The following is a 12,180-nucleotide window of genomic DNA, read 5'->3' as shown; positions in this document are numbered from 1 at the left end:
ATGTGTATAAGAGACAGGGTCTTCGTTGCGGCGCATCGAGCGTCCGCATCGACGCCGTGGACCGGTGGTCTAAGCGGGTGCGGTGCCGCCAGAAGAAAACTGTTGCGCCAGTGCTTTTCGGTCCAGCTTGCCGATTCCGCGGCGGGGGAGCGCAGTAACGACATGCAGTTCGCGCGGCGCCGCCGTGATGTCCAGTGTCTCCGCGACGTGGGCGCGTAACGCCTCCAGTGTCGGTGGCGTCGCGCCCGCCACCACGATCGCGGCGGCGACGCGCTGCCCCAGCCGGTCGTCGTCGATCCCGAAAACGGCGCACTCGGCCACTGCGGGATGCGTCGACAACACCGCCTCCACCGGACCGGGCAGAACGGTCAATCCACCGGTGCTGATCGCGTCGTCGGCCCGGCTGAGCACGGTCAGGCGGCCTGCTGAATCAAGTGCACCAAGGTCATTGGTGGTGAACCAGCCCGGCTCGGCGAATGGGTCCGGTTCGACGGGGTCGCGATAACCCTGCGCCAGAATCGGGCCGGCGATCGCGATCCGTCCATCGTTTCCGATGCGTAACCGGACGCCCGACAACGGCAACCCGTCATAGACACAACCGCCGGCGGTCTCACTCATGCCGTAGGTGCGCACCACCGTCACGCCGGCGGCCGTCGCCGCGTCCAGGATCGGTTGCGGCGCAGGACCTCCGCCCAACAACACCGCATCCAGTTCGGCCAGTGCGGCCGTGGCCGCGGGGACCGCCAGCGCCTTGGCCAACTGGGTGGCGACCAGCGAGGTATAGCACCGCCCGGAGCCGAGCGCCGCCACCGCTGCGGGAAGCTGCGCGACATCGAATCCCTCGGTGACGTCGAGCTGCACGGGTGTCGTGCCGGCCACCAAACTTCGTACCAGCACTTGGATTCCAGCGATGTGGTGTGCGGGCAACGCCAGTAACCAGCTACCCGGTCCGCCCAACCGGTCTTGCGTGGCCGTGGCGCTGGCCGCCAGCGCCGCACCGGTCAACAGAGCGCCTTTGGGCAACCCGGTGGTTCCCGACGTCGCCACCACCAGTGCGATATCACCGTTGATGGAATCGCCCACCCGCAGCGCGGTCAGGGCCGACGGATCGGTGTCGGGGCCTACCGGTGTGAACGCGGCGTGGCGACCTTCCAGAACACCCTGCAAGGCGGGCAGCAGCGTCGCGACGGCATCACCGCGTGGGATGGCCAGCGCACGCAGGCGTGCTATGGGTTCCCTCCGTCGGTGGGAGCGTCGTCGAGCAGCCAGCCCTTTGCCGCCAACCGTTCTCGCACTCTTTCGACATCCTCCGGAGCGGGCAGTTCGTTGGTCAAGCGGGCGATCAGCACTCCGATGTCGACGCGGTCGAACTCGCCGCGGCCGATCAATTCCCGGGCAACGTCTTTGACCTCGTCGTTGGTCAGCCGCCGCGACAGCAGTGCCAACAGCGGAACGTAGTCGTTTTGCGGCACGCCATCGGGGTACCCGGCGCGCAGCCAGGCGACGATCGAGGTAAGAAATTTGTTCATACTGCGTCAACTTCCCCGCGCCGACACCGGAAGGAACATGTCAGCTGCAATATTACGTCTAATCAACGCCTAACACCTCGTCCCAGTTGCCCCAGTCGTCGCACTGCCAGCCGATGCGGTGCTCGATGAAATCGCGGGCGATGAACAGCACGCCGGTGCCGACCAGCAGGCCGAAGACCAGGATCTTGCCGGTGGCCACGTAGTCGAACCAGGTGCTCACGGCGTTCACGCACGGTCCCCCTCCGCGCGGATCTCGCGAGACGGGCCAGAGGTAGTGGGTTGCGGTGCAATCACTTCGAGGCCATCGGTCATATGTGCACCCCACTCGGCGGTGACATTGGTGTGGTCGACCGGGACTTTGCGGGACTGCAGCCAGATGAGTGCGGAGACGCCCACCAGCAGCGTCACTCCGGTGATCGTGCCGGGGTAGCCGCCGATGCGATGGATCAGGTGGTAGGTGCCCGCGCCGATGGCCCCGGCCAGTGGCAGGGTGATCACCCACGCGGTCGCCATCCGGCGCGCAACTCCCCAGCGCACGGTGGCGCCGGGCTTCCCCAGGCCCGAACCCAGCACGGATCCCGTCACCACCTGGGTGGTCGACAGCGAGTAGCCGAAGTGGCTGGACAGCAAAATGATGGCCGCCGAGGATGATTCGGCGGCCATGCCCTGGGGGGATTCGATTTCGACGAGCCCCTTGCCCAGGGTGCGGATGACTCGCCATCCGCCGAAATAGGTGCCGGCGGCCATTGCCACCGCACACGACACGATCACCCAGAGCGGCGGCGTGACGTCGGTCTTGTAGGCCGCGCCGTAGGAGATCAGCGCGAGGAAGATCACGCCCATGGTCTTCTGGGCATCGTTGGTGCCGTGCGCCAGTGACATCAGGGCAGCAGAGAACACTTGACCCCGCCGGAAGTCGCGCAGGGCGCGCCCACGGGAGACTCCCCGCGTCAGCCGGTAGACCAGCCAGGTTCCGACGGTGGCGACCAGGGTGGCGGCGAGCACGGCGATCACCGTCGGCACCAGCACCTTCGATACCACGCCGGGCCACCGCACCCCGGCGGTGCCGGCCGCGGCCAGCATGGCCCCCACCACGCCGCCGATCAGGGCGTGCGAGGAACTCGACGGGATACCGAACAACCAGGTCGCCAGGTTCCAGATGATGCCGCCGACCAAACCGGCGAACATGACCTCCAGCGTCACCAGGTTGGTGACCACCAGGTCCTTGGCCACCGTGGCCGCCACCTGGGTCGACATGAACGCCCCGACAAGGTTGAGCGTGGCGCAGAGCGTTACCGCGGTCTTCGGCTTGAGCGCACCGCTGGCGATCCCGGTGGCGACAGCGTTGCCGGTGTCATGGAAGCCGTTGGTGAAGTCGAAAGCCAGGGCGGTGATCACGACCGTGATCAACAGGAACAGCTCCAAGGTCACCGTGCGGATTTTTGCAGTCGCACGCCTGGCTTGTCGAACCGGGTCAGGGGCGCTTGGCCCCGAGCAAGTACCAGCCCAGGTGGTGACCGAGGAAGTCGCGGGCGATGAAGAGCACGCCGAGGACCGCCACGGCCAGCACCAGCAGGAAGATCGCCCAGCTCACGGCGAGCAGCAGTGGCCGGCGTTCGCTCGCGGCACCGCCCGGGACCGCGGAGACACCGCTGCTACCGGCCACGTTGACTCGGACCCCGACCGCGAACAGTGCCGGCAACAACCCACCCACCAGCAGCCCGAAAACCAGGATCTTGCACGTTGCTGCGAGGTTGAACCACTGGCTCATGATCGGATGACCTCACGCGAGTTGGGGCCGTCAGTGTCGACGAGGGTCAACTTGGCGCCGTCCTGGCCGGTCCCGAAGGCCGATCGGAGGGCGTTCTCGACTTCGCGGCCCGCTTCGTCGGGCTGCACGCCGGGGGCGTCGAGACCGCCGGTGAGGGTGCCGTCCCAGTCGGCGTTGACGTTGTTGTGGTCGATGCGGGCCCGGCGTGACCGCAGCCAGATCGCCAGGACCGTGGTGATCAGCAGCACCACACCGATGGTGATGCCGGGGTAGCCGCCGATCCCGTGGACCAGGCCGTATGCGCCCGAACCGACCCCACCGGCCATCGGCAGCGTCACCAGCCAAGCGGCCACCATCCGTCCGGCGACACTCCAGCGCACCTGCGCGCCCGGCTTGCCGACGCCGCTGCCCAGCACCGACCCGGTGGCGACCTGGGTGGTCGACAGTGAGTAACCGAAGTGGCTGGAGAGGAGGATGACCGCGGCTGCGGAGGACTCGGCGGCCATGCCCTGCGGCGACTTGATTTCGACGAGGCCCTTGCCCAGGGTGCGGATGATCCGCCAGCCGCCGGTGTAGGTGCCGGCCGCCATGGCCAGCGCGCAGCTGACGATCACCCACAGGGGCGGCAGTGTGGCCGAGGTGCTCACCGCGCCGTAGGACATCAGCGCGAGGAAGATCACCCCCATGGTCTTCTGAGCGTCGTTGGTGCCGTGGGCCAGTGACACCAGCGCGGCCGAGCCGATCTGGCCGTGCCGGAACACCTTCTCCGACCGCTTCTCGTCGACGCCCCGGGTGATGCGGTAGACCAGCCAGGTGCCGACCGAGGCGATGACGGTGGCGATCACGGTGGCCAGGATCGCGGGGACCAGCACCTTGGAGACCACCCCGTGCCAGATCACCCCGTGTCCGCCGACCGCGGCGATCATCGCTCCGACAATGCCCCCGATCAGGGCGTGTGAGGAGCTCGACGGGATTCCGAGCAGCCAGGTCAGCAGGTTCCACACGATGCCGCCGACCAGGCCGGCGAAGACGATCTCGAGGGTGACCAGGTGGGCATCGACCAGGCCTTTGGCGATCGTTGCGGCCACGGCGGTCGACAGGAAGGCGCCGATCAGGTTCAGGCACGCCGACAGCGTGACCGCTGCTTTGGGCTTGAGCGCTCCGCTGGCGATCGAGGTGGCCATCGCGTTGCCGGTGTCATGGAATCCGTTGGTGAAGTCGAAGGCCAAAGCCGTGATCACCACGATGATCAAAAGGAACAGATCAAGGCTCACGAGAGCATCACGGCACTGATTCTGCGGCCTCGATGGGGCCGTTGTCTAACCATGGCCCCCGCGAAACGCCGGTGTATGTCGAGACGTATCGCATTGTTTCCCCGTCGTTAACCTCAAGGCTTGCGGGGGCTGTCCTGGCGGGTATCGCGGCGCAGCGGATGGTCTTCGGGAATCTCCACGAAGATCAACGTCAGGCCGTCGGGATCGGTGACGTGCATCTCACGCAGCCCCCACGGTTCCCGCAGCGCTTCCCGGGTGATGGGGACCCCGCGGCTCTGCAGTTCGGCTTGGGTCGCGGCGACGTCGCGGACCTGCAGCCACAGCGCCCCGGGGAAGTGCGCGCCGGACTGGTCGGGGTTACCGTGCCCGGCGAGTTCGATCAGCGACTGGCCGGCGTAAAAGACCATTCCGGCGCCGTAGTCGCGGGCGATCGCCAATCCGATCTCGTCGCGGTAGAACCGCAGTGAGCGTTGATAGTCGGTGGGCCGGAGCAACACCCGGCTGGCCAGAATCTCCATCAGTCTTCGACCGGCTCGATCCGGTTCCGCTTGACCAGGGCGGTGGCCCAGCCCGCGTTGAGGTTGTCCAGAGCGCGGAACGCCAGCGCCAGCCGCGGCGCGATACGGATCGGGCGATATCTGGCCGCGTCGATCATCCACGCGCCGGCCTCCTGCGCGGTGAGCCCCGGCTTGCCCTGGAACGCCGCGGTGGGCGCGATCATCGGGGTCTTCACCAGCGGGTAGTACAGCGTGGTGGACTGCACGCCGTCGCGGGCCCACTCGCTGTCGATGACCCGGCTCACGGCACTCAGCGCGGACTTGGAGCCGTTGTAGACGCCGAACAGCGGCGAGGAGTCGGTGAACACGCCCCAGGTGGCGACGTTGATGATGTGGCCGTCGCCGCGCTCGCGCATGGCGGGGGCGAACCCGCGAATCAGCCGCAGGGGCGAGTAGTAGTTGAGCTGCATGGTCCGCTCGACGTCGTGCCAGCGGTCGAGCGATTCGGCCAGCGGTCGGCGGATCGACCGGCCGGCGTTGTTGACCAGGATGTCCACTCCGCCGAACTGTTCGTCGACGTCCTTGACCAGGGCGTCTATCGCGGTCAGGTCCGACAGATCGCACGCGATCGCGTGCGCGGTGCCACCGGCGGCGGTGATCCGCTGAACCAGTGCGTCGAGGTTTTCCTGGCGGCGGGCCACCGCGATCACGGTGGCGCCCGCTGCTCCGAACTGTTCGGCACCGGCCTCGCCGATACCCGACGATGCGCCGGTCACCAGCACCCGCTTGCCGGCGAGGTCGACGGGCTTGGCGCCGGGCCGGTGCATCAGCTGCGCGGCGACCGGGGGACGCATGGTCGCGAGCGTGATCTGGTCGGACAGTCGGCGCAGCGGGCTTCGGCTCATGGTTAGCCAGTCTATGCGGGGGTTCTTTGCGTGCCGAGGCTGTAGTTACCGTCGGCGCCACTCGCACTTCTTCGCGCCAACCGCAGGCTCGAGGCGGTGGCGTCTAGAAGTAGCGGGGGAACCTGCTCCAGTCCGGATCGCGCTTCTCCAGGAAGGAATCCCGGCCCTCGACGGCCTCATCGGTCATGTAGGCCAGCCGGGTGGCTTCGCCGGCGAACAACTGCTGGCCCACCAGCCCATCGTCGAGCAGATTGAAGGCGAACTTCAACATGCGTTGGGCCTGAGGCGATTTGCCGTTGATCTCCTTGGCCCACCGCACGCCGGTGGCTTCCAGCTCGGCATGGTCGACGACCTCGTTGACCGCGCCCATCTGGTGCATCTGCTCGGCGGTGTAGGTGCGACCCAGGAAGAAGATCTCGCGGGCGAACTTCTGGCCCACCTGCCGGGCCAGATAGGCGCTGCCGTAGCCGCCGTCGAAGCTGCCCACGTCGGCGTCGGTCTGCTTGAACCTGGCGTGCTCGCGGCTGGCCAGGGTCAGGTCGCACACCACGTGCAGGCTGTGGCCGCCGCCGGCCGCCCAGCCGTTGACCAGGCAGATCACCGGTTTGGGCATGAACCGGATCAGCCGCTGCACCTCCAGGATGTGCAGCCGTCCGGCGCGGGCGACATCGACCGTGTCGGCGGTTTCCCCGGAGGCGTACTGGTAGCCGCTGCGGCCGCGGATGCGCTGATCCCCGCCGGAGCAGAACGCCCAGCCGCCGTCCTTGGGCGCCGGCCCGTTACCGGTCAGCAGCACCACCCCGACGTCGGGAGACATCCGGGCATGGTCCAGCGCCTGGTACAGCTCGTCGACGGTGTGCGGCCGAAACGCGTTGCGCACCTCGGGACGGTTGAACGCCACCCGCACCGTCGCGTCGGTGACGTGGCGGTGATAGGTGATGTCGGTCAGGTCGGCGAAGCCGTCGACGGTGCGCCAGATGCTCTCGTCAAAAGGGTTGCTGCTCACGTTTGCGACGGTACCGGGGCGGCGGCCTCAGGTTGCCCGTGACGCCGGTGTCGGCATCGGAGAGGCGAAGCTGGGACCACCGCTTGACCGAGCTGTCTACGGTGGAGGCGATGACCATCGACGTGTGGATGCAGCACCCGACCCGGCGGTTCCTCGACCACGACATGCTGGCGTCGCTGCGACGCTGGACCGGCGGGGCTATGCCCGACGAAGATATCCCCATCGAGGCCACCGTGTCGGCGATGGACGCCGCGGGTGTGGATTTCGGGCTGCTCAGTGCCTGGCGCGGACCCAACGGCATGGACCTGGTCTCCAATGACGAAGTCGCGGGATGGGTCGTAGCGCACCCGAATCGGTTCGCTGGATTGGCCACGGTCGACCTGGACCGCCCGATGGAGGCCGTCCGCGAACTGCGGCGCCGGGTTCGCGACGACGGATTCGTCGGCCTGCGTGTGGTGCCGTGGCTGTGGAACGCGCCTCCCACCGATCGGCGCTACTACCCGCTGTACGTCGAGTGCGTGGAACTCGGCGTGCCGTTCTGCACCCAGGTTGGGCATACCGGCCCGCTGCGACCGTCGGAAACCGGGCGCCCGATTCCCTACATCGACCAAGTGGCACTGGACTTTCCTGAGCTGGCAATCGTGTGCGGACACGTCGGCTATCCGTGGACCGAGGAGATGGTCGCGGTGGCCCGCAAGCACGAGAACGTCTACATCGACACCTCCGCCTACACCACCAAGCGGCTCCCGGACGAGTTGATCCGTTTCATGCGAACCCGCACCGGGCAGCGAAAGGTGTTGTTCGGCACCAACTATCCGATGATCACGCACGGCCATGCACTCGACGGGCTCGACGATCTCGGGCTCGATGATCAGGCGCGCGCGGATTACCTGCACGAGAATGCCGAGCGGGTGTTCAAGTTGGGGGGCGAGAGCGCATGACGCCGCCCCTCGACGACATCCTTGACCGCCTACACGTGGTGGCGCTGCCGATGCGCGTCAAGTTCCGCGGCATCACGGTGCGCGAAGTGGCCCTGATCGACGGCCCGGAAGGCTGGGGCGAGTTCGGCGCCTTCGTGGAGTACGAACCGCCCGAGGCGGCGCACTGGCTGGCTGCCGCACTCGAGAGCGCCTATCGCCAACTCCCACAACCGCTCCGCGACCGCATTCCGATCAACGCAACCGTGCCCGCCGTCGACGCCGATCGGGTCCCCGAGGTGCTGGCGCGGTTCCCCGGCGCCCGCACCGCCAAAGTCAAAGTCGCCGAACCCGGCCAGACCCTGGCCGACGATGTCGCCCGCGTCGAAGCCGTCCGCGCGCTCATCCCCACCGTGCGCGTCGATGCCAACGGCGGTTGGACGCTCGATCAGGCGGTCCAGGCGGCAACGGCATTGGGCGCACTGGAATATCTCGAACAACCCTGCGCCACCGTCGCCGAACTCGCGGAGCTGCGCCGTCGCATCGACACCCCGGTGGCCGCCGACGAGAGCATCCGCAAAGCCTCCGACCCCCTGGCCGTCACGAAAGCCGGCGCCGCCGATATCGCGGTGCTGAAAGTCGCTCCGCTGGGCGGCATTTCAGCACTGTTGACGATCGCTGAGCAGATCGGCATCCCGGTGGTGATCTCCAGCGCGATCGACTCGGCGGTCGGTATCGCGACCGGCCTGCGGGCAGCGGCCGCGCTGCCGGAGCTGCAGCACGCCTGCGGGCTGGGCACAGGATCACTGTTCGTCGACGATATCGCCGAGACCACGGCACAAGAAGACGGCTACCTCCCGGTGCGGCCTGTGGTCCCGGACCCCGCCCGTTTGCACGCCCTGGCTGCTTCGCCGCAGCGGCGCCAGTGGTGGCTCGATCGAATCAAGGTCTGCCATCGACTGTTGCCGCGGTGAGCACTCACACGCTGGGCAGCCGCGCGTCGATCCCGTTGGCGATCGTGACGGCTTCGTCGCTGACATAGAGCTTGCACGCCAGCACGTCGATCGCAACGTTGTTGGTCACCCGCAGGGCCCGTTGACAGGACCAACCCGCGCTGTCGTCCTGATGCTGGGTCATCCACACCGTTGAGTCGACGTCGGCGACGGTGTCGAACGTCCAAAACGTGTCTGGGTAGCCGTCCTTGGCGGTCGCGAATGTCCGCTCGCCGCAGGAGCTCCAAGCGCGGGCGGTGGCATCGAAGAAACTGCGTGCCGCATCCCGGGTGGCGAACACCGTGGCGGCCTGAATCACGAAGTGGTCTTGTGCGTTCTCGGTAAGGGTTTGGGTGAGGGTCGCGGTCCAGTCCGCATCGGTATACACCGACTTCTCGACGGGCATCCACGCCGCCAGGCAGCCATGGTCAGGGAACTGGCGACCCGAATCGAACATCCGCGTGCGGGAGTCTTTGACCCGCATCCCGCGTGCGCCCATGATGTCGCTGACGGTGGTCGCCTTCAGCAGCAGTTCCGGCAGCATCGCAGCCGTCACCGGGCGGGGTCCGTCCTGGTCGGCCGGCACCGCCACGCCGCCGGTCACCCGGGTGCAGTCGGCCATGAGCGCAGCGGCCAGCACCAGCGTGCATGCCAACCCGACGCTCCGTATCCGTATCACCGTTCCCCAGCTGCGCAGTTGCGATCCTGACACCATAAAGCGTGGACGGGTCGCGTACCTTCACTCTGGTGACCAACCTCGCCTACGACGACCGTAATCAGGATGGGGAGCCGGTTCTGTTCATCGCCGGGCGTGGCGGCGCCGGTCGCGGCTGGCACCTGCACCAGGTGCGCGAATTCCAGCTCGCCAGGTACCGTCCGATCACCTTCGACAACCGCGGCATCGGTGCCACCGAGAACGCCTCGGGGTTCACCACAGAAACCATGGTGGCCGACACGGCCCAGCTCATCGAATCGCTGAACATCGGCCCGGTCCGCATCGTCGCGGTGTCGATGGGCTCGTTCATCGCTCAGGAATTGATGCTGGCCCGGCCCGAATTGGTGAAATCCGCTGTCCTGATGGCCACCCGTGGCCGCCACGACCGCGCCCGGGAGTTCTTTTATCAGGCCGAGGCGAAGCTCGCCGAAGCCGGTGTCGAACTTCCCGCCGAATATGAAGCCAAAGTGCGTCTGCTGGAGAGCTTTTCGCCGAAAACGCTCAGCGATGACGCCGCGATCAAGGACTGGATCGCGATGTTCACCATGTGGCCGGTCAAAAGCACCCCGGGGTTGCGCTGCCAGCTCGACGTGGCGCCATTGACCAACCGGCTGCCCGCTTACGCCAACATCACTCAGCCGGTGCTGGTGATCGGTTTCGGCGACGACGTCGTGACCCCGGCACACCTGAGCCGCGAGGTCGCCGACGCGATCCCGGGCGCGCGCTACCTGGAGATTCCCGACGCCGGGCACCTCGGATTCATCGAGAAACCGGACCAGGTCAACAAGGCAGCCTTGGAGTTCCTCGCCGAGGTCGACGGCAAGCCCTTCCGGTGGGCGCCGATGCCTCCGGCGCACGACTAACCTGGTACCAATGACCAACCCCTCGACGGCACAGGCCCGCATCGTCGTCGACGAGCTGATCCGCGGCGGTGTCCGCGACGTGGTGCTGTGCCCGGGATCGCGCAATGCGCCGCTGGCCTTCGCGCTGCACGACGCCGACCGGGCCGGCCGGCTGCGCCTGCATGTCCGTATCGACGAACGCACCGCCGGATACCTGGCGATCGGGCTGGCGGTGAGCGCCGGAGCCCCCGTCTGTGTGGCGATGACCTCGGGCACCGCGGTAGCCAATCTGGGTCCGGCGGTGGTCGAGGCCAACTACGCGCGGGTGCCGCTGATCGTGCTGAGCGCCAACCGTCCCTACGAGCTGCTGGGTACCGGCGCCAACCAGACCATGGAGCAGCTCGGCTACTTCGGCACCCAGGTGCGCGCCGCCATCAGCCTGGGGCTGGCCGAGGACGCCCCCGAGCGGATGGATGCTCTCAACGCCACCTGGCGGTCGGCGGTCTGCCGAGTATTGGTCGCTGCCACCGGATCTCGCACCGCGAACGCTGGGCCGGTGCAGTTCGACATTCCGCTGCGCGAACCGCTGGTGCCCGATCCCGATTCAGGGACGGGCACGGGCACGGGCACGGGTCCGCCGGGCCGGCCGCACGGGCGTCCCTGGACTCTGACCCCGCCGGTCAGTTTCGACCAGCCGCTGGACATCGACCTGTCTGCAGACACCGTGGTGATCGCCGGGCACGGTGCCGGGCCGCACCCGAATCTCGCGGCACTGCCCACCGTCGCCGAGCCGACGGCCCCGATGCCGGAGAATCCACTGCACCCGCTGGCCCTGCCGCTGTTGCGTCCGCAGCAGGTGATCATGGCCGGCCGGCCCACCCTGCATCGTCCGGTGTCGGCCCTGCTGGCCGACCCGAGCGTGCCGGTCTATGCGCTGACCACCGGGCCACGCTGGCCGGACGTTTCGGGTAACTCGCAGGCCACCGGCACCCGAGCCGTCACCTCCGGCGAACCGGACCCGGCCTGGCTGCGCCGCTGCGCGGAGCTGAACTCCCAGGCAAACGCCGCGGTGCGCGACCAGCTGGCGGCGCATCCGCTCACCACCGGCCTGCACGTGGCCGCCGCCGTGGCCGACGCGCTGCGTCCCGGCGATCAGTTGGTGTTGGGCGCCTCGAACCCGGTACGCGACGCCGCCTTGGTTGGGCTGGGTAACGCCACGAGCGCCCGAGGCGTCACCGTGCGATCCAATCGCGGGGTCGCCGGTATCGACGGCACGGTGTCCACCGCTGTCGGTGCGGCCCTGGCGCACGAGCAGCAGAACCCCGACGGCCGCACCATCGCGCTAATCGGGGACCTGACGTTCGTCCACGACAGCTCCGGGCTGCTGATCGGGCCCACCGAGCCGCGGCCACAGGAGCTGACGATCGTGGTCTCCAACGACAACGGCGGCGGCATCTTCGAGCTGCTCGAGCAAGGAGATCCACGGTTCGCCGACGTCTCGTCGCGAATCTTCGGCACCCCGCACGACGTCGACATCGCCGCGTTGTGCCACGCCTATCACGTCGAATTTCAGCAGATCGAGGCCGATGCCCTGGCCGGCGCGCTCGCCGAGCCCGCCGGTGGGGTGCGGGTGCTCGAGGTCAAAGCCGACCGCTCATCGTTGCGGGCACTGCACGCCGCGATCAAGGCCGCATTGTGAGACTGCCCGATGGCCGGTCCGGCAGGGCCTATC

At 67.8% G+C, this 12,180-nt stretch carries 14 protein-coding genes; 4 read left to right on the top strand and 10 right to left on the bottom strand.

The features are described from left to right. Positions 1-69: 69 nt before the first annotated feature. From menE to LI94_RS04785, 9 genes are all read right to left on the bottom strand, one after another. Positions 70-1,176: an o-succinylbenzoate--CoA ligase gene (gene menE, locus LI94_RS04820; protein WP_255351880.1), complete on the bottom strand. Its 1,107-nt coding sequence runs from the start codon at positions 1,174-1,176 to the stop codon at positions 70-72. A gap of 50 nt (positions 1,177-1,226) precedes the next feature. Next, positions 1,227-1,529 carry a DUF3349 domain-containing protein gene (locus LI94_RS04815; RefSeq protein ID WP_046300455.1) on the bottom strand — a complete coding sequence of 101 codons (303 nt, stop codon included), beginning with the start codon at positions 1,527-1,529 and terminating at the stop codon, positions 1,227-1,229. Between the two features lie 58 nt (positions 1,530-1,587). After that, positions 1,588-1,758: a hypothetical protein gene (locus LI94_RS23670; protein ID WP_192830905.1), complete on the bottom strand. Its 171-nt coding sequence runs from the start codon at positions 1,756-1,758 to the stop codon at positions 1,588-1,590. Then, on the bottom strand, positions 1,755-2,960 hold the full coding sequence (locus LI94_RS04810; RefSeq protein WP_024442592.1) for an inorganic phosphate transporter: 1,206 nt from the start codon (positions 2,958-2,960) through the stop codon (positions 1,755-1,757). The genes LI94_RS23670 and LI94_RS04810 overlap by 4 nt, the downstream gene beginning before the upstream one ends. Positions 2,961-3,003: 43 nt before the next feature. After that, positions 3,004-3,300, bottom strand: a complete 297-nt coding sequence (locus LI94_RS04805) for a hypothetical protein (protein ID WP_024442593.1) — start codon at positions 3,298-3,300, stop codon at positions 3,004-3,006. After that, positions 3,297-4,574 carry an inorganic phosphate transporter gene (locus LI94_RS04800; RefSeq protein WP_046300454.1) on the bottom strand — a complete coding sequence of 426 codons (1,278 nt, stop codon included), beginning with the start codon at positions 4,572-4,574 and terminating at the stop codon, positions 3,297-3,299. Before LI94_RS04800 ends, LI94_RS04805 begins: the two co-directional genes overlap by 4 nt. Before the next feature lie 113 nt (positions 4,575-4,687). Then, positions 4,688-5,092: a VOC family protein gene (locus tag LI94_RS04795; RefSeq protein WP_024442595.1), complete on the bottom strand. Its 405-nt coding sequence runs from the start codon at positions 5,090-5,092 to the stop codon at positions 4,688-4,690. Next, a complete protein-coding gene (locus LI94_RS04790) occupies positions 5,092-5,976 on the bottom strand; it encodes an SDR family oxidoreductase (RefSeq protein ID WP_024442596.1) in 885 nt (294 codons plus the stop codon). The genes LI94_RS04795 and LI94_RS04790 overlap by 1 nt, the downstream gene beginning before the upstream one ends. 103 nt (positions 5,977-6,079) lie before the next feature. Further along, positions 6,080-6,982 carry a 1,4-dihydroxy-2-naphthoyl-CoA synthase gene (locus LI94_RS04785; protein WP_046300453.1) on the bottom strand — a complete coding sequence of 301 codons (903 nt, stop codon included), beginning with the start codon at positions 6,980-6,982 and terminating at the stop codon, positions 6,080-6,082. Positions 6,983-7,092: 110 nt separating this feature from the next. Here LI94_RS04785 and LI94_RS04780 point away from each other — a divergent pair, with 110 nt between their 5' ends. Both LI94_RS04780 and LI94_RS04775 read left to right on the top strand, forming a co-directional pair. Next, the gene (locus LI94_RS04780; RefSeq protein ID WP_046300463.1) at positions 7,093-7,923 is read left to right on the top strand and encodes an amidohydrolase family protein; all 831 of its coding nucleotides are present in this window, start codon (positions 7,093-7,095) and stop codon (positions 7,921-7,923) included. Continuing rightward, positions 7,920-8,873, top strand: a complete 954-nt coding sequence (locus tag LI94_RS04775) for an o-succinylbenzoate synthase (protein ID WP_046300452.1) — start codon at positions 7,920-7,922, stop codon at positions 8,871-8,873. Before LI94_RS04780 ends, LI94_RS04775 begins: the two co-directional genes overlap by 4 nt. A gap of 4 nt (positions 8,874-8,877) precedes the next feature. Here LI94_RS04775 and LI94_RS04770 read toward each other — a convergent pair whose 3' ends face one another. Further along, entirely contained in the window at positions 8,878-9,546 is a 669-nt protein-coding gene (locus tag LI94_RS04770) for a sensor domain-containing protein (RefSeq protein WP_192830904.1), read from the bottom strand. A gap of 92 nt (positions 9,547-9,638) precedes the next feature. Between LI94_RS04770 and LI94_RS04765 the strand changes: the two genes are divergently transcribed. Both LI94_RS04765 and menD read left to right on the top strand, forming a co-directional pair. Next, complete coding sequence (locus LI94_RS04765) at positions 9,639-10,469, top strand: alpha/beta hydrolase (protein WP_046300462.1); 831 nt, start codon at positions 9,639-9,641, stop codon at positions 10,467-10,469. Between the two features lie 10 nt (positions 10,470-10,479). After that, positions 10,480-12,147, top strand: coding sequence for a 2-succinyl-5-enolpyruvyl-6-hydroxy-3-cyclohexene-1-carboxylic-acid synthase (menD, locus tag LI94_RS04760; RefSeq protein ID WP_046300450.1), 1,668 nt, complete (start codon positions 10,480-10,482; stop codon positions 12,145-12,147). Positions 12,148-12,180 lie beyond the last annotated feature (33 nt).

The sequence above is a fragment of the Mycobacterium sp. UM_Kg27 genome, assembly GCF_000972905.1.
GTDB lineage: Bacteria > Actinomycetota > Actinomycetes > Mycobacteriales > Mycobacteriaceae > Mycobacterium.
This window is presented reverse-complemented; position numbering and strand designations above follow the sequence as displayed.

Bases quoted from the DNA above. Each gene is read 5' to 3' on its own strand.
- LI94_RS04815 (WP_046300455.1), bottom strand. From the start codon at position 1,529: ATGAACAAATTTCTTACCTCGATCGTCGCCTGGCTGCGCGCCGGGTAC.
- LI94_RS04805 (WP_024442593.1), bottom strand. From the start codon at position 3,300: ATGAGCCAGTGGTTCAACCTCGCAGCAACGTGCAAGATCCTGGTTTTC.
- LI94_RS04795 (WP_024442595.1), bottom strand. From the start codon at position 5,092: ATGGAGATTCTGGCCAGCCGGGTGTTGCTCCGGCCCACCGACTATCAA.
- LI94_RS04790 (WP_024442596.1), bottom strand. From the start codon at position 5,976: ATGAGCCGAAGCCCGCTGCGCCGACTGTCCGACCAGATCACGCTCGCG.
- LI94_RS04780 (WP_046300463.1), top strand. From the start codon at position 7,093: ATGACCATCGACGTGTGGATGCAGCACCCGACCCGGCGGTTCCTCGAC.
- LI94_RS04775 (WP_046300452.1), top strand. From the start codon at position 7,920: ATGACGCCGCCCCTCGACGACATCCTTGACCGCCTACACGTGGTGGCG.
- menD (WP_046300450.1), top strand. From the start codon at position 10,480: ATGACCAACCCCTCGACGGCACAGGCCCGCATCGTCGTCGACGAGCTG.